Raw genomic sequence first — 16,140 nt, 5'->3', positions numbered from 1 at the left:
GTTTTACGCGAGTCGATCTCATCGAGTCTCTCTACAGTCGCATTTCAATGCGGTCCGTTATACGGTCCTGTTCGGATTCTTGACCCAGTCGTGCCTAGTCTCTCGCAGCTCCCGTCACGGCTTTTCAGCAAACAGCGGTTAGGGAATCAAACCTCGGTACCTACATTAAAAAAGGCCGGTTGCCCGGCCTTTTGTTTTACGCTGCCTCGTCGATCGCCCATTTCCTGAGGATTTTCGCTGCGCGTTCCTCGTTGATCTCGACCATCCGGGAAAGCTTGCGTTCCGGGCCTTCCTTGACGCGCCGATTGAAGTTTCCGTCGTCGTCGCCGAGGCTGAGCAGGTCCTCGGTACTGTCGAAGCCGAAATCGGACCCGAAGCCGTCCATGAGAGCGCCCCCGGCTGCTCCCGATGCCGGCGCGAAGTCCGGAAGTTCGAGGCCGGCCGCTTCCGGCGTGGCGTCGCCGAAAGCCGTAGAGCTGCCGTTGCTGCTGACGCTACGCACCAGAGGCCGCAGGCCCATCCAGACGACCACGAAGGCGACCGCGACAAAGGCGAGCGAGTTGATGATGCCGGCAAGGTTGCGGCTCAGCATGTCCATGACGCGGACACCGCCGGTGGCGTCTTCGAGCAGCTGGTTCTCGAGGAAGTCCATAGCCGTGACGGTGACGACGTCGCCGCGCTTGGCGTCGATGCCGGCCGCCGAGGCGACGATCTTCTGCATTTCGGCAAGATAGGCGTCGACCTTGGTCTGGTCGGCGGGTTCTCCGACCATCTTGGCGATACGGCCCTTGTTGACCACGACAGCGATCGAAAGCTTCTCGACCTTATAGCTGTTGCGGGTCGTCGCCGTTGTCCTGCTGTTGATTTCGTAGTTGGTCTGCTCTTCGCGCTTGTCGGATTTGTCCTGCGATTCGGGCCCGGCGGAACCGCCGGCCGCAGGGGCCGCCTGCGGAATGTTCTGCTCGACCGTCGTCGCGCTATCGGACTGCTTCTGCTGCGACTGCTGGGCTTCCTTCGTCGAGCGAACCGAGCGTTCGACCTTGGATTCGGGATCGTAGGTCGTTTCCTGGATCTGCTGGGCGTCGGTGTTGAGATCGGCGGTGACGCTGGAGCGGAAGTTGTCCATGCCGAGGAAGGGTGCCAGCGCCTTGTCGATGTTGGATTCGACTTCCTGCTGAACGTTCTGGACGATGTTGAGCGAACGATTCAGCGAGCTGTTGCTCGCCTCGTCGCCGGAAGCGAGCAGCTGGCCGGCGGAATCGAGAATGGTCACGTCATCGACGTCAAGCCCCGGCACGGCCGAGGCGACGAGGTGGCGAATCGAGGTCGCTGCGCTGCGTCCAGTTGTGGCGGTGGCGCGAATCATGACGGAGGCAGTCGGTTTCTGCTCCGCCTTCCGGAAGTTCCCGACCTCCGGCATGACGATATGGACGCGTGCGGCCGTTATACCCGAGATCGACTGGATGGTGCGGGCGATTTCGCCTTCCAGAGCGCGAACCCGCGTCACCTCCTGCATGAAGGAGGTCAGGCCGAGGGAGCCGACATTGTCGAAGAGTTCGTAACCGGCGTTGGCGCTGTTCGGCAGGCCGCGCTCGGCAAGCATCAGGCGGGCCTTGCCCGTCATCCCCGCGGGGACGCTGATGCTGGAGCCGTCCGTGCCGACCTGGAAATCGACGTTGGCTTCGGCAAGCGCCATGCTGATCTGGTTGAGATCCGGCGAGTCCAGACCGACGTAGAGCGTTTCCTGTGCCGGCTTGTTGACGAAAAGGGCGGCCGCAAGGACGATTGCGATGGAGACGGCACCGACGCCTCCGAGAATCATCAGGCGTGTTCGGCCAAGGGAACCGAAGTTCTTAAAGATCTGAACTAATTGATTTAACAGATTCATTCTGTTCTCGCACAATCCGTCAAAGACAAAGCAGGCTTATTGCCTCATCTGACGAATAGTCGGCGAAACTTGTGCGAGCGTTTCGTGAAGCGGGTGCGGGCCGAAAAGACCCTAGAAGAAATCGAAGTCGCCGGCTGCCTTGCTTAATGGCTGGGAGTGGCCGTGGCGCGTAGCGCCGCCCAATGCCTTCTGCATCTCGGCCAGCTTGACGAGGCTGAGCGCGGTCGCGACGTCGACTGCCCAGCCGTGCGGGATTTCGCCGGTGATGGTGTCGATGAATTCTGCAAGGCCGCGCGATTTCTGCACAGCCAAATCGATGCCCTGCATGACCTTCATGGCATCCGGCGAGTTCAGGATTTCGGCGCCGCCGAGGTCGAGAAGCTGCGGCTCGATACGCTCGATGAGATAGGCGACATCGTGCAGTTCGGACACGATGCGCATCAGGATGTCGCTCAGCGCTTCGACAGGCGCAGGCGGCTCCATCATCTGGGTAAATGTCATATGAAAATCCTCGCCATCAAAAAAATTCGATACTGGTTTCGACGGGCTTCTGCGGAGCGGCGGGGCGCTGCTCGAGAGCGACGGTTCTCTGCGTTTCGGCACCGGTCAGGGGGTATTGCCGGGCACGACCGGAGACCGGCCAATATTCAAGCTTGCGTCCATGCTCTCCGCCTGTGGAGGAGCCGACCACCGGAATGCCTTCATCCCTCAGGAACTGCACGGCGAAGGCCGCGTTCTGCTCACCGACATTGGAGAATGTCGAGATCGTCTTCGCGCCGCCGAAGATCTTTGCCTCCAGTCGATCACGCCGGGCGCCCTGCTTCAGGAGACCGTTGATCAGCAGTTCCATCAGATGCACGCCGTACCGCGTGGCATCGCCACCTGTTGTCGGCGACGTCGCCGAACCGGGCAGCAAAAAGTGGTTCATGCCGCCGACACCGGCGACAGGATCTCTGAGGCACGCAGCCACGCACGAACCGAGAATGGTCGAGAGGACCGCATTCGGATCGTTCAGGACCTTGTACTCGCCCTGAATGATGTGCACGCGGCGGGCTGCCCCCTCAGTGATCATTTCAGGGCTCCAAACACGGCTTCGATGGCCGCTTTCATCTTCTCGATCGTGAACGGCTTGGCGAGCACGTTGTTGGCGCCGAGCTGGGCCGCCTTCTGCACCAGTGCGCGGTCGCCCTGGGCGGTGAGGATGATGAAGGCCGCCTTCTTGGTGTTCGGGTTGGTGCGCACGGCCTGAAGGAAGCCGATGCCATCCATCTTCGGCATGTTGAAGTCCGAGATCACCAGGTGGTGCGGCTGCTCGGCCATGATCTTCATGCCCTGCTCGCCGTCGCCGGCCGACGTGATCTGCTTGAAACCGAGCTGGGTCAGCGCATCGCTGAGCAGCAACCGGCTCGTTACCTGATCATCGACGATCAGAACTTTGATTTTCTCCGCGATCGACATTTATTCGGTCCCTTCCTTTCGGGCGGCTGTCATTTTCAATATTTCTTCACCGATGGCAGACAGCGGAAGCTGCTGCTCAACGGCGCCAAGTTCGTGAGCAACCCTTGGCATTCCGTAAACGACACAGGTTTTTTCGTTCTGGCCGAGCGTTCTGGCGCCTGCGTGGCGCATTTTCAACAATCCGGCGGCGCCATCGCGGCCCATGCCGGTCAAGATCACGCCGACGGCGTTGCGGCCCGCCAGTTCCGCGACCGAATCGAAAAGTACGTCCACCGAGGGGCGGTGACCGTTGACCGGCGCACGGTCGATGAGACGGCAGCACGGCGCCGAGGCACCGCTGACCTGCAGATGACGCTCTCCGCCGGGTGCCAGATAGATCTTGCCGATTTCGAGACGGGCACCATCGGTCGCTTCCTGCACCACCGGCGCACAGAGGCGGTTCAGCCGTTCGGCGAAGCTCTTGGTGAAGGTCGGCGGCATATGCTGGGTGATGACGGTCGGCGGGCAGTTCGCCGGGAATTTCTGCAGCACGGCAATCAGCGCCTCGACGCCGCCGGTCGACGAGCCGATCGCGACGATCTTGCGGCCGACGCGGAAATCGGCGACCGAGGGCGGTGGCACAGCGGCAACAGGCTGGGAATACTGGCGTTGCGTGCGCGCGGCGGCCTTGACCTTCTCGGCGAGATCGCCGAAGGGCCTGGTTTCGCCCGGAGCCGGCTTGCCGACGCAGTCGAACGCGCCGATCTCCAGCGCCGCAAGCGTCGCCTCGGCGCCGCGATGGGTCATTGTGGATACCATGATCACCGGCATCGGACGCAGCGTCATGATCTTTTCGAGAAAATCGAGACCGTTCATGTTCGGCATCTCGATGTCGAGCGTCAGGACGTCGGGGTTCAGCCGCTTGATTGCCTCGCGCGCCTCCAACGCGTCGCCGGCCTGGCCGATGACGTTGACCTCCGGGTCGGAACTCAGAACAGCGGTGATCAGGCCCCGCATCGTCGGGGAGTCGTCAACAACGAGAACCCTTGCCGGAGCGCTCATGCCTTCCTCCCGAGACCTTTGGCCGTATAGCGATAGGTCGTGATGCCGATATTGTCGAAGACGTGTTTTGCCTCACCCGAAACACGTTCCGAATGGCCGATATAGAGGTGGCCGCCTTCCGGCAGCAGGCCGGCGAAACGCTGCCAGATCTTCGTCTGCGTCGGCTCGTCGAAATAGATGACGACGTTGCGGCAGAAGATGACGTCGAACTTGCCCTTGAACGGCCATTGCGCCATCAGGTTCAGCTCGTTGTAGGTGATCAGCCGCTTTACGCGGTCGTCGACCTGAAACTTCCTGCGGCCCTGAACCTCGACTTCGCTGAACCATTGCTTGCGCATGGCCGGCGAAACGGTTTCGAGCGCGCTCTCGTCATAGGCGCCGGCCCGGGCGATCGCGAGGATCTTCGGGTCGATGTCGGTTGCCAGGATCTTGAAGTCGTAGTCCGCGACATTCGGCATCAGCGACAGCACCGTCAGCGCGATCGAATAGGGCTCCTGCCCATCGGAGGAGGCGGCCGACCAGATGCGCACTCTGCCGCCCGATCTCGCCCGCTGCAGAAGTTCCGGCAGGACATGGTCGCGCAGGTGGTCGAAATGGTGGTTCTCGCGGAAGAAGCGGGTAAAATTAGTGGTCAGGTGCGAAAGCATCTCGCGGCGCGCTGCGGCGCCGGCCGGCGAAGCGACGAGGTCGCAATATTCCCGAAAGCCGGACAGATCGAGATTGCGGATATGCTTCGACAGGCGCGAATAGACGAGCGACGCCTTCGTCTCGTTGAGGAAGATGCCGGCATCCGAATAGATCATTGCGGCGATCTCAGTGAGGTCGCGGCGCGTCAGCGGATATTCTCCGCTCGCCAGGACCTCGTCGGATCCCTGTCTCTGATCTTTTGCGCCCATTACACTCATGCGGCTTCGCTTTCGGTCTCTGGAAAGAGGGATTCGAGTTCGATCAGGCAGATCATGCGCTTCTCGATCGCGAGAATGCCGCGGGCAAATTGACGCTCGAGTTCGGAGGAGATTTCGGGCGTCGGCTGGATGGTTTCGTCGGTCACCGTCAGGATATCGGAAACGGCGTCGACCAGCAGGCCGACGACCTTACGCCAGACCTGGGCGACGATGATGACATGACGGGCTGTGGGATCAGCCGGCTTCATGCCGAGCCGAGCCGCAAGATCGATGATCGGCAGCACCGCGCCGCGCAGGTTGATGACACCCAGCATATAGCCAGGCGAATGCGGCATCGCGGTCGCCGGGGTCCAGCCCCGGATTTCGCGAACCGACATGATGTTCACGCAAAATTCCTGATCCCCGATGCGGAACGCGATCAGCTCGCGATCCCCCTCGTTCAGATTTTTTACCGTGTACGACATTCGCTTATCCCACCGCTGCTAGCGACATTTCCGCTTTGAGCGACTGGCCGCGCGAGGCGCCGACAACCGCGTCGACATCGAGGATGAGAGCGACGCGGCCGTCACCGAGAATGGTGGCGGCGGCAATGCCCGGCACATGGGTGTAGTTCGCTTCCAGGCTCTTGATGACCACCTGGCGCTGACCCTGAATGGCATCGACCATCAGAGCCCGCTGGCCGCCGCCTTCGGATTCCACCAGAAGCGCCACGCCCTCCACCGGATTGGCCTGGGTGGCGCGGAAGTTCAGGATGCGGCCGACATCGACCAGCGGGCAAAAGCTGTTGCGGATCGAGATCAGCCGGTGGTTCGCACCGAAGGAGTGGATCGCGGCAGCTTCCGGCTGCAGGGTTTCGACGATTGCCGTCAGCGGCACGACCAGCGTCTGGCCGGCGACGGTGACCACCATGCCGTCGAGGACGGCGAGCGTCAGCGGCAGGCTCATGGTGAAGACCGAGCCGTGGCCCGGTTTCGAGGTGATGTTGATGCGGCCGCCAAGCGCCTGGATCGAGCGCTTGACGACGTCCATGCCGACGCCGCGGCCGGAAATGTCGGAGATCTTGTCGGCCGTCGAGAAGCCCGGCAGGAAGATCAGGTTGTCGATTTCCTCGTCGGACAGGTTGGAATCGGCCGGGATGAGGTCGTTGTCGATCGCCTTCTGGCGGACCTTCTCGCGGTTGATGCCGGCGCCGTCGTCGGCAAGCTCGATCAGGATGCGTCCGGAACGATGCTTGGCGGTGAGGCGGACCGTGCCCTCGGTGTTCTTGCCGGCGGCTGCACGCTTTTCGGGCGTTTCGATGCCGTGGTCGACGGCGTTGCGGATCATGTGAGTCAGCGGCTCGGCCAGCTTGTCGATGACCGTCTTGTCGACTTCGGTGTTTTCACCTTCGGTGATCAGGCGGATCGACTTGCCGGTCATGTCGGCGATTTCGCGGACGATACGCGACATGCGCTGGAAGACCGGCTTTACCGGCTGCGCGCGGATCGCCATGACCGAGTCCTGGATCTCGCGGGTGAGCTGCTGCAGCTCCTCGAGGCCCATATTGATCGAGGAGGTGCCGGTCGTGTCGTTCTCGATGACGCTCTGCGACAGCATCGCCTGGTTGATGACCAATTCGCCGACGAGGTTGATCAGGCGGTCGACACGGTCGAGATCGACGCGGATCGTCTGGCCGGCACCGGCGGCATTGTTCTGGGCGGCAGCACTTGCAGCGGCCGCTGCGGCGGCTGCCGATTCCTTCTTCTCGACGCGGGCGGCGACCATCTGCGTGACGTTGGAGGCAGTCTCGGCGGCGGCAACGGCGGCGGCCGTCTCTTCGGCGCGCGCGTCTGAGGGGGAAAGCTCTTCCGTTGCGCCCGTTTCATCGAGGATCGACAGATCGAAGGGAACCGGCACCATCGGCAGTTCGTCGTTGCTGGTCGCGTCGGTCCTTGCTTCTTCGACCGGCTTCACGGTCAGTTCGCAATCCCACTCGGCGAATTCGAAAACGGTGCGAATGGCGTCCTCGCCCTTGTCCGTCTTGATCGTGATGTTCCAAAAGAAATAAGCGCCTTCCGGATCGAGTTCCTCGAGACCCGGCAGGTCACCCGCATTGCAATAGATCGTCATTTCACCGAGGCGCGAGAGATCACGCAGCAGCAGGGTGGCGTCATTGCCCTTGGAATAGAGTTCGTAGCGCGGCTTGAAGATGACTTCATAGGCCGGCATGCTACCCGCATCGTCCTCGCCGCCAAAATCGTCGAAGGAAAAGGGGACTGGCTGGAAGCCGCTGTCGTCCGTCGGCTTGGGGGTCGGCGCCGGAGCGGCCTTTGCGGCGGCCCTCGGCGCAGGCGCCTCGGCTGAGGCCGAGGGAGACGGCATTTCACCGTTGGCCAATGCCTCGAGCTCCCTGACGAGGCCGCGGCTGCGGCTTTCATCGACGCTGCCGCCGTCGCGCGCAACGTTCGTCAGGTCGGCGAGCACGTCGGCCGACTTCAGCATCACCTTCAGGACATCCTGGTTCGGCTCAAGCTTGTTGGATCGAACGCAATCGAGAGTGGTCTCGAAGACATGGGCGAAGGCTACCAGATCGTCAAGGCCGAAGGCGCCGGCGCCACCCTTGATCGAATGCACGGCACGGAACACCGCATTGACGGTTTCCGGATCGCGATCGCCATCATTCATTTTCAGAAGACCGGATTCCAACTCGGCGAGCTGTTCCTCGCACTCCTGGAAAAAGATCTCTTTGATTTCGTTCATATCCATAGGAGCAAATCCTGGGTTTAAGCGGTTACACGCTCAATGGCATCGATCAGCTTGGCCGGGTCGAAAGGCTTGACGATCCAGCCCGTGGCACCGGCCTGGCGGGCGCGGTTCTTCTTTTCCGCGTCGCTTTCGGTGGTCAGAACCAGGATCGGGATCGCCCGATATTTCTCGTTGCGGCGGACACCTTCGATGAAGCCGAAACCGTCGAGGCGCGGCATGTTGATGTCGGTCACGATGACGTCAGGGTTGGACTCTTCGAGGATCTCGAGGCCCTCGATGCCGTCTTCCGCCTGGATCGTCTCGAAGCCGGCATTGTTCAGCGTCACGAGAAGCATGTTTCGGATTGTGCGGGAATCATCCACGGTCAGCACTTTTTTCTTCATTGCCGAATCTCCTTGGCAAGCAGGTGGTCAATATTGACGCCCACCAACTGCATGGTTTTCTGAAATGCGTCGGACACCTTGGTGAAGGTGAACGGCTGCTTGTCCTGTTCCCAGGTCTTCTCGGCGGACATCAGAACCTGGGCGCAAAGAGCACCGATCCGTTCAACGCCGGAAGCGTCTATCGAAAGACCGCTACCCCTGAGAGAGAGGAGCTTATCGCGCAAGGCGGAAGCCTCGTTGAGGTCGAGCACCGCTGTCAAATCCAGCGTCTTGCCACTCTTCTTTGCTGCCATCAGCTTTTCCTTGTCCCCTTATCCCCGGCCCGAGAAGACGAGCTGAGGCGATCATCCGATAGGTTAGTAAACATTCCGCCCACGTCCGACGCTTGCGAAGGGCTGCGGAAGGCTAAAATCGTCATTTTCGTATCCGTCCTCGGCCAGTGCCGGACGAGCGGCGACCTCGATGGCGCGCGGCGGCGTCACGCGAACCGGCGCAGGGCGCCCGGCAGCGGCGTTTTCCCGGGCGATGCGGAATTCGCGAATCGTCTGGCCGAGTTCGAGAATGACGGTGTGGAGGTGGTCGGCGCCTTCAGCCGAGCGCTCCGCAAGGCCGGCACTATCGGCCACCTCGCCACCCAGGCCCTTGATGTCGGCTGTTACGCTGTCGAGGCTTTCGGCATGTTCGCCGGTTCGGGTGGCGATGCCTGATATGGCGGCGTTGATGTCGGTGACCTGACGTACGATGCTGCCGATCGAATCCTGTGTGCGGCCGACCATCTGCACGCCGGCATCGACCTGCGCCTTGGTCGTCGTCACCAGCGTCTTGATCTCGCGGGCGGCTTCGGCCGAGCGCTGGGCAAGGGCGCGGACTTCCTGGGCGACGACGGCAAAACCGCGGCCGGAATCGCCGGCGCGAGCAGCTTCGATGCCGGCATTCAGCGCCAGGAGATTGGTCTGGAAGGCGATCTCGTCGATCGCACCGATGATCTGGCCGATCTTTTCGGCCGACTGCTCGATATCGGCCATGGCGCTGATCGCGCGGCCGACGACCTCGCCGCTTTCCTCGACGACAGCGCGCGTCGTGGCGGCCGCTTGTTGGGCAGCGCGGCTGTGGGCGGCGCCATCGCGGACGCTACCGGCGATGCCGGCAAGGGCCGCGGCGGAAAGCTGCAGCCGCTCGGTCTGGCCGGAAGCCGTGCCGGCAAACTGCCGTGACAGGCCGGCAAGCGCGCCCGTCGCCGCTTCGGCCTTGACCGTGCGCTCGGTAATGGCGGTGAACTCAGCCTGGAGGCCGTCCAACGCGCCGTTCAGCGCGGCGGCGATCCCGCCATAGGCGCCATCGCCGTCGACAGGCGCGCGTCGCGTCAGGTCGCGTGCGGACAGGCCCTCGATGACGTCGCCGAATATCCGGGCGATCTCGGCTTCGTTGTCGACGCGCTGATCGGCGAGCGCGCGCTGCTCGCCGGCACGCAGCGCATTGAAGCGAAGCGAGACGGCAATTTCCACATCGACCATGACGATACGGATGATCGCTGTCATCAGATCGGAGATCTCACGGGTGCGGCGTTTGGCCGACGGCAGCAGTGGACGGCCGGCAATCTGCTCGGCGAGGCCGGAAACGACATGCTCCAGCATGACGCCATGGCCGGCCACGTGCCAGCGCGGGTCAAGACCCATCTTGCTTTCGGTATCGGAGAGAACCTTGACGCGCTCGGCATAGAGGCTGTCGAATCGTGCGTCCGTCAGCACGTCCCAATGCGAGGACTGCAGATCATGCAGGCGCTCGACCTGGCGCTCGCTCTCGAAATTGCGCGAGGCGTCGGGGAATGACTGGAACCTGCGGAAGAGATCCCCGAGGCCTGCCTTCAGATGCGCTTCGAGGGCTGGCCGGTTACGGCGCACCAACTCGCACTGTTCGGCATCGAGACCGGCAAAGCGCAGGCGGTCGCGCAAGCTGCCTGCCTGCGCGCCACGAGCCTGATCTGATGGCATGTCCTGCCTCAACGCCTGTCCCCAACCACTTTCCGGGCGAAGGCCCGGCCAAAAACTTGCGCAGCATCCGTTGAACGCGAAGCGTGGAGACGGTCCTCACCACCGGTTACAACCGGCGGATCGAGCCCCCTGATCAGCTATGTTTCGGAGCTGTCTGAAGAGATGGATACCGGATCAACCGGTACGGCGGGACGGCGTCATGCCTGGTGGGAACGAGTGCATCTTCCCATTCCGACGTGTAAACCAATGTTTATGGTTAATTCCTTGCCTGAAGGTTAATAAGCCTTTCGCGGTGCAGGCTTTTGAAGCAATTCAACGCCGTTCACAGCAAATACTGCTGCGGAGTTGCACGGCTGCTACAAGGCACACGCAAGCTCCGTGTTATATGCCGGTCGATAACCAAGACATGACGTCGACAAGGACTGAGCAATGATTGTTCTCGGATTGGGTTCCTGCTTGATTGCAATGACGCTGCTTGCCGCCGTCGCCCGACTCGATTTTCTCGCTGCAAATCGCGATCTCCGCGCACTTCGGGTGTTCTGAAGCGCGTCGCGATCTTTCAGATACGCTCTTCGCGCATTGGATTTTTACTTTTACGCATGTCGTTACCGCAGCTGCACAGTTTTGCGCGCCATGCTTTAAACTGATCTCCGCCCTTCCCCGTTGGCAGTCCGGCACCTTTGGTGTATCGCACTCGCGCCTTTCATGTCAGCGGAACTATCGGTTCATGTCCCCCAGATCTGGTCTCCTCATCGTTCTTGGCTTCACGCTCTGGCGCGTGGTCACGCTCAATTTCGATGCGACGGACCTTTTCGTCGACGAGGCGCAGTACTGGTTCTGGTCGCAGAATCTCGATCTCGGCTACTATTCCAAGCCGCCGATGATTGCCTGGGTGATCCGGGCGATGACCGAGCTTTCCGGGTCCAACGCCATCTATTGGATCAGGCTGCTCGGACCGCTGATCCACATGGCGGCCGCACTGGTGCTGATGAAGACGGCAAAACGTTTCGTCGGGCCGGAGATCGAAGGCTGGACGGGCGCCACCTACATCACGCTTCCGGGCGTGGCGCTTTCTTCGGTGTTCTTCTCGACCGACGTGATCCTGCTGTTTTTTATCGCGATCGCTTTGCTTGCCTATTTCGGCTTGACGCAGCGACGCTCGGTCGGGCTGGCGCTCGTCATGGGCCTTAGCGTCGGCCTCGCCTTCCTGACCAAATATGCCGTGCTGTTCGTCGTTCCGGGCGGCGCGCTTGCCCTCCTCCTCATTCCGGCGGCGCGCATCGCCATTCGGGATTTCATCATCGCGGTCGCGGTCGCGGCGGTCGTCGCCTTGCCGAACCTCTGGTGGAACCTGCAGCACGACAACACGACGGTGCGGCATACGCAGGACATCGCCCATTGGAGCGAACTCGGTATCAACTTGCGTCGCGGGCTTGAATTTTTCGCCGCCCAATTCGGCGTCGTTGGGCCGATCATCTTCTTTGCGATGCTCTGGGCAGTCTATCGCATGATCAAGGGTAGGAGCGACGATCGCGAGAAGATACTGGTCTGGCTGTCGATACCGGTGGTGGTGCTGATCACGCTGCAGGCAACGGTCGCCAAGGCCTATGCCAACTGGGCCGTGACTGCCTATGTCGCAGGGACCATCCTTGCCGTCTGGCTGCTTTACCGGATGTGGCCCATGGGGCTCAGGCTGTCGCTGGCCATCAACGGCATCGCCAACCTGCTCTTTCCGCTGGCGACGATCTTTCCGCATCAGTTGCTGCTGCCGAACGGCGACGCGCTGATGAAGCGCTATCTCGGCCGTGCCGAAGTCAGCCGCGAGGCGGCCGCTCTCGCAGCTCAGGCCGGCACCGACATCATCGTCACCGACAATCGCGACATGGTCGCCGATCTTTTCTATACGCTGCGCGATCAATCCTATCGGATCTATGCGCGGGCGCCCGCAGGCCTTCCGGAGAGCTATTACGAGCAGGAATTCGCTCTGCCGGCCGACACCACCGGCAAGGTGCTTTTCCTGACGGACGGACCCTTCACCTGCGCCACCGAGACGCCCGAGGTGCTGAAGAACTGGCAGCCGACGGAAGGCAACTATAAGGGCAAAGCGCTTTCCGCCTACAAGGTCTCTGCCGCCTGCCTGGCGCCTGAGCCGGTTCAGCCTGCCCGATGACAGAGCTGCCACGTCTTTTCGAGAGGCGCAGCGGGCACTGTAGCCCTTTGAATTATGCACGCGCCGCGCGGCAGAGAGCAGGAGTGAGAATTGTTTCCCTTGCGCCTTGACCCATGATTTCAAGCCTCCTCGTCGCCCGCGCTCATTCCGATGCCGAGGTCGACGAGCTGAATCACTATGCGCCGACACCGTCATCATGGGTGAGCGTGAAATCGCGCTGGGCATGGTTGACCGGCTCGCCCAAGTGCATCATGAGAGTGTGCCCTATGAAGACGGGCATGGGCCTGATACAATTATGCCGACGGATGACCCTCCGCCGGGAAGAGAATGAGAGATTGGCGCGCTTTTGAGCCGATACGGGAGTGACATCGCCGGGACGGAGAGGATGGAGCTGGACCAGCGCCGTCTGACGAGCCGTATCGCCGCTTCCCTTCTCGTCGCTGTCCTTGCCTATCTCGGCCTGCTTTTCGGCGGCAATCTGGTGATCTCGCCGGCCGCCGCCGTCAATACGCTTTCCTCTTCCGATCGGGATTTGCAGCCGCCGCAGCTGACTGCGCGCGATGCCGTGCGCGGGCTGCTTGCGACTGAACGCAAGCTTGCACCGAAGCAGGCGGCGCATGACGCCGGACCGCTTGCCCTTGCCGCCACCCCGGTTGTCGATTTTTCCGGCTGGACCATGGCCGCGCCTTTTGCGGCATTTGAAGCTTCGCTTCATGCCGCAGTCTCCAGGACCCATCAGCCGCGCGCACCGCCGGTCGCTGCCTGACGCTCGCGCCGATCGGCGCTTCCGACCATTGACGACATGCCGCCAGCGCCCGAGCGCCGGCCCTCGATATCAAGGAATACAACATGCGTACTTCACGATGGCTGGTGGTCACCTATACGGTGATCATCCTACTCGGCCTATTGATCGCCCTGCCGAACGCCCTGCCGCAATCCGTCCTCCAGCGCGTGCCGGCCTGGCTGCCGCATCAGCAGGTGTCGCTCGGCCTCGACCTTCGCGGTGGTTCGCACCTCGTTCTGGAAGTCGACGAAGCCGACCTGACCAAGGAGCGGCTGCAGTCGCTGCTTCAGGACGCGCGGCGCGTCCTGCGCGAAAAGGGCATCCAGCCGAAAGCCGTGGTCCGCAGCCAGAACCAGATCGTCGTGACGCTTGCCGATGCCGCGCAGAGCGATGCTGCCGTCACCGAGCTCAAGACGCTTGCCAACCCGATCAGCACCGGCCTCAGCGCCGGCCAGTCGGATCTGGCTGTTACTGCGAACGGCGCCACCATCACGGTCGGCTTCTCGCCGGCCGGCATCTCCGCCAATGTCGACAATGCCGTCCAGCAAAGCCTTGAAGTCATCCGCCAGCGTGTCGACCAGGTCGGCGTCTCCGAGCCGACCATCCAGCGCATCGGCGCCAATCGCGTGCTCGTCCAGCTTCCGGGCGCACAGGATCCGTCACGCCTGCGCGAACTGCTCGGCTCCACCGCCAAGATGTCGTTTCACATGCTGTCGCCGAACAATGCGCCCGGACCCGGCGTGACCATGCTGAAGGACGATGAAGGCAGGTCCTATCCGGTCCTCGACCGCGTCGAAATCTCCGGCGACCGCCTTTCGGATGCCCGCGTCAGCTTCGACCCGAACACGCATGAGCCGATCGTCAGCTTCCGCTTCGACAGCGCCGGCGCCAGCCGCTTTGCCGAGATCACCCGCCAGAACGTCGGCAATCCCTTCGCCATCGTCCTCGACGACAAGGTGCTGAGCGCGCCTGTTATCCGCGAGCCGATCACCGGCGGTTCCGGCCAGATCTCCGGCAGTTTCTCGGCCGATAGCGCCACGACGCTGGCCGCCATGTTGCGCGCCGGCGCCCTGCCCGCCAAGCTGACGGTCATCGAAGAGCGCACCGTCGGCGCCGATCTCGGAGCCGATGCCATCAAGATGGGCATTTATTCCGGCATCGTCGGCTTTGTGCTCGTCGCAGCCTTCATCTTCGTTCTCTATGGCACCTGGGGCTTCCTGGCGAATATCGCGCTGTTGATCCACACGATCCTGACCTTCTCGGCGCTGACGCTGGTCGGTGCGACGCTAACGCTGCCGGGCATTGCCGGTGTCGTTCTCGGCATCGGCCTTGCTGTCGACGCCAACGTTCTGATCAACGAGCGCATCCGCGAAGAAACGCGCAAGGGCAAGAGCGCCTTCGCCGCCATCGACACCGGCTTCCGCCGTGCCTATTCGACCATTATCGACGGCAACATGACGGCCCTGATCGCTGCGGCCATCCTGTTCTTTTTCGGCTCCGGACCGGTTCGCGGTTTTGCCGTGACCATGGCGCTCGGCCTGATCATCTCGATGTTCACATCGGTCGCCTTCGTGCGTGTCGCGATGATCGAGATCACCCGCCGCAGCAAGCTCAAGGTGCTGAACATCCGGCCGTTGATCCCGTTCAGCCCCTATGACAAGCACATCCAGTTCATGAAGGCGCGCTTCTTCGGCCTCACCGTTTCAGCGCTGCTTTCGATCGCCTCCGTCGTGCTCTTCATTCATCCGGGCCTCAACTACGGCGTCGATTTCCGCGGCGGCATCCAGATGGCCGTCAAGACCACCGGCCCGGCCGATCTCGGGACGTTCCGTGAAGGCTTGAACACGCTTGGTCTCGGCGAAATCTCGCTGCAGTCCTTCGGCGACAAGAACAGCATTCTCGTTCGCGCTCAACGGCAGGAAGGCGGCGAAGAGGCGCAGACGGCAGCGGTGACCAAGCTGAAGGCCGAGGTCGCCAAGATCGATCCGACCGCTACCGTCGAAGGTACCGACGTCATCGGTCCGAAGGTCAGCGGCGAGCTTGCCTGGGCCGGTATCCTGTCAGTGGTGATCGCAAGCTTCGCGATGCTCATCTATATCTGGGTGCGGTTCGAATGGCCGTTTGCCGTCGGCGCCATCATCACGCTGGTGCTCGACGTCACCAAGGCGATTGGCTTCTTCGCGATCACCGGCCTCGACTTCAATCTGACAGCGATCGCCGCCATCCTGACGCTTGTCGGTTATTCGGTGAACGACAAGGTCGTCGTCTATGACCGCATGCGCGAAAACATGCGGCTCTACAAGTCGATGCCGTTGCGCGAGATCATCGACAAGTCGATCAACGAGACGCTGGCGCGAAGCCTTTACACCAATGCGACGGCCTTCCTCGCGCTGGTGCCGATGGCGATCTGGGGCGGTAGTGCTGTCTCGAGCTTCGCAATCCCGATGGTCTTCGGCATTCTCGTGGCCGGCGCCTCGTCAATCTTCATCGCGGCACCTATCCTGCTCTTCCTCGGCGACTGGCGCCGCCGCCATGCCAAGGCAGCGGCAACCGATACGGCAGTTGAGATCATCCCCCCGGAACAGGGTCGCCCGCGCAAGTCCGCGAGCTAGCGCATAACCCCGAAAATCGGAATCGATTTTCGGGAAGGATTATGCGCAATTCAAAGTGATAGTGCGTCCTTTGCGCGTCTGAAAAGACGCGCGGCGCTCTATTCCGTCTTTAACGCATCCTTGAAGAGGGCGCCGGTTGCAGAGCCGGCGCCCTCTTTCTATT

At 62.0% G+C, this 16,140-nt stretch carries 14 protein-coding genes and 1 pseudogene; 4 read left to right on the top strand and 11 right to left on the bottom strand.

Annotated elements, in window-relative coordinates; translation table 11 throughout:
• Nucleotides 1-196: 196 nt before the first annotated feature.
• From fliF to N2A41_RS01545, 11 genes are all read right to left on the bottom strand, one after another.
• Nucleotides 197-1,888: a flagellar basal-body MS-ring/collar protein FliF gene (gene fliF / locus N2A41_RS01595; protein ID WP_260110076.1), complete on the bottom strand. Its 1,692-nt coding sequence runs from the start codon at nt 1,886-1,888 to the stop codon at nt 197-199.
• 111 nt (nt 1,889-1,999) lie between these two features.
• A complete protein-coding gene (cheT, locus tag N2A41_RS01590; RefSeq protein ID WP_017958978.1) occupies nt 2,000-2,389 on the bottom strand; it encodes a chemotaxis protein CheT in 390 nt (129 codons plus the stop codon).
• Nucleotides 2,390-2,405: 16 nt separating this feature from the next.
• Nucleotides 2,406-2,960, bottom strand: coding sequence for a chemoreceptor glutamine deamidase CheD (gene cheD, locus N2A41_RS01585; RefSeq protein WP_017967014.1), 555 nt, complete (start codon nt 2,958-2,960; stop codon nt 2,406-2,408).
• Nucleotides 2,957-3,346 (bottom strand): response regulator, encoded by a 390-nt coding sequence (locus N2A41_RS01580; RefSeq protein WP_003556488.1) that lies wholly within the window; start codon nt 3,344-3,346, stop codon nt 2,957-2,959. Before N2A41_RS01580 ends, cheD begins: the two co-directional genes overlap by 4 nt.
• Entirely contained in the window at nt 3,347-4,387 is a 1,041-nt protein-coding gene (cheB, locus tag N2A41_RS01575; RefSeq protein WP_017967013.1) for a protein-glutamate O-methylesterase CheB, read from the bottom strand.
• The gene (gene cheR, locus N2A41_RS01570; RefSeq protein WP_260110075.1) at nt 4,384-5,292 is read right to left on the bottom strand and encodes a protein-glutamate O-methyltransferase CheR; all 909 of its coding nucleotides are present in this window, start codon (nt 5,290-5,292) and stop codon (nt 4,384-4,386) included. Before cheR ends, cheB begins: the two co-directional genes overlap by 4 nt.
• Complete coding sequence (locus N2A41_RS01565; protein WP_017967011.1) at nt 5,289-5,756, bottom strand: chemotaxis protein CheW; 468 nt, start codon at nt 5,754-5,756, stop codon at nt 5,289-5,291. Before N2A41_RS01565 ends, cheR begins: the two co-directional genes overlap by 4 nt.
• Before the next feature lie 4 nt (nt 5,757-5,760).
• Entirely contained in the window at nt 5,761-8,037 is a 2,277-nt protein-coding gene (locus tag N2A41_RS01560) for a chemotaxis protein CheA (RefSeq protein ID WP_222386387.1), read from the bottom strand.
• A 17-nt stretch (nt 8,038-8,054) separates the two neighbouring features.
• Nucleotides 8,055-8,420: a chemotaxis response regulator CheY1 gene (gene cheY1 / locus N2A41_RS01555; protein ID WP_017958972.1), complete on the bottom strand. Its 366-nt coding sequence runs from the start codon at nt 8,418-8,420 to the stop codon at nt 8,055-8,057.
• Complete coding sequence (locus N2A41_RS01550; RefSeq protein ID WP_017967009.1) at nt 8,417-8,713, bottom strand: STAS domain-containing protein; 297 nt, start codon at nt 8,711-8,713, stop codon at nt 8,417-8,419. Before N2A41_RS01550 ends, cheY1 begins: the two co-directional genes overlap by 4 nt.
• A gap of 63 nt (nt 8,714-8,776) precedes the next feature.
• The gene (locus N2A41_RS01545) at nt 8,777-10,411 is read right to left on the bottom strand and encodes a globin-coupled sensor protein (protein WP_260110074.1); all 1,635 of its coding nucleotides are present in this window, start codon (nt 10,409-10,411) and stop codon (nt 8,777-8,779) included.
• A 727-nt stretch (nt 10,412-11,138) separates the two neighbouring features.
• Here N2A41_RS01545 and N2A41_RS01540 point away from each other — a divergent pair.
• The 4 genes and pseudogenes from N2A41_RS01540 (at nt 11,139) to secD (ending at nt 15,977) form a co-directional block, all read left to right on the top strand.
• Entirely contained in the window at nt 11,139-12,581 is a 1,443-nt protein-coding gene (locus N2A41_RS01540) for an ArnT family glycosyltransferase (protein ID WP_260110073.1), read from the top strand.
• A 119-nt stretch (nt 12,582-12,700) separates the two neighbouring features.
• A pseudogene (locus N2A41_RS01535) lies at nt 12,701-12,912 on the top strand (sodium:proton antiporter); the annotation flags it as partial.
• Nucleotides 12,913-12,966: 54 nt separating this feature from the next.
• Nucleotides 12,967-13,347 (top strand): hypothetical protein, encoded by a 381-nt coding sequence (locus N2A41_RS01530; protein WP_260110072.1) that lies wholly within the window; start codon nt 12,967-12,969, stop codon nt 13,345-13,347.
• An 83-nt stretch (nt 13,348-13,430) separates the two neighbouring features.
• Entirely contained in the window at nt 13,431-15,977 is a 2,547-nt protein-coding gene (secD, locus tag N2A41_RS01525) for a protein translocase subunit SecD (protein ID WP_260110071.1), read from the top strand.
• The last annotated feature ends 163 nt before the right edge of the window (nt 15,978-16,140 follow it).

Source organism: Rhizobium sp. SRDI969, assembly GCF_025152725.1.
In the GTDB taxonomy this organism is placed as follows: Bacteria; Pseudomonadota; Alphaproteobacteria; order Rhizobiales; family Rhizobiaceae; genus Rhizobium; species Rhizobium leguminosarum_I.
This window is presented reverse-complemented; position numbering and strand designations above follow the sequence as displayed.

Excerpts from the sequence above, each read along its gene's own strand:
- cheB (WP_017967013.1), bottom strand. The coding sequence starts at position 4,387 with ATGAGCGCTCCGGCAAGGGTTCTCGTTGTTGACGACTCCCCGACGATG.
- fliF (WP_260110076.1), bottom strand. The coding sequence starts at position 1,888 with ATGAATCTGTTAAATCAATTAGTTCAGATCTTTAAGAACTTCGGTTCC.
- N2A41_RS01530 (WP_260110072.1), top strand. The coding sequence starts at position 12,967 with ATGGAGCTGGACCAGCGCCGTCTGACGAGCCGTATCGCCGCTTCCCTT.
- cheT (WP_017958978.1), bottom strand. The coding sequence starts at position 2,389 with ATGACATTTACCCAGATGATGGAGCCGCCTGCGCCTGTCGAAGCGCTG.
- secD (WP_260110071.1), top strand. The coding sequence starts at position 13,431 with ATGCGTACTTCACGATGGCTGGTGGTCACCTATACGGTGATCATCCTA.
- N2A41_RS01550 (WP_017967009.1), bottom strand. The coding sequence starts at position 8,713 with ATGGCAGCAAAGAAGAGTGGCAAGACGCTGGATTTGACAGCGGTGCTC.
- N2A41_RS01580 (WP_003556488.1), bottom strand. The coding sequence starts at position 3,346 with ATGTCGATCGCGGAGAAAATCAAAGTTCTGATCGTCGATGATCAGGTA.
- N2A41_RS01565 (WP_017967011.1), bottom strand. The coding sequence starts at position 5,756 with ATGTCGTACACGGTAAAAAATCTGAACGAGGGGGATCGCGAGCTGATC.
- N2A41_RS01545 (WP_260110074.1), bottom strand. The coding sequence starts at position 10,411 with ATGCCATCAGATCAGGCTCGTGGCGCGCAGGCAGGCAGCTTGCGCGAC.
- N2A41_RS01540 (WP_260110073.1), top strand. The coding sequence starts at position 11,139 with ATGTCCCCCAGATCTGGTCTCCTCATCGTTCTTGGCTTCACGCTCTGG.
- cheY1 (WP_017958972.1), bottom strand. The coding sequence starts at position 8,420 with ATGAAGAAAAAAGTGCTGACCGTGGATGATTCCCGCACAATCCGAAAC.
- cheR (WP_260110075.1), bottom strand. The coding sequence starts at position 5,292 with ATGAGTGTAATGGGCGCAAAAGATCAGAGACAGGGATCCGACGAGGTC.
- N2A41_RS01560 (WP_222386387.1), bottom strand. The coding sequence starts at position 8,037 with ATGGATATGAACGAAATCAAAGAGATCTTTTTCCAGGAGTGCGAGGAA.
- cheD (WP_017967014.1), bottom strand. The coding sequence starts at position 2,960 with ATGATCACTGAGGGGGCAGCCCGCCGCGTGCACATCATTCAGGGCGAG.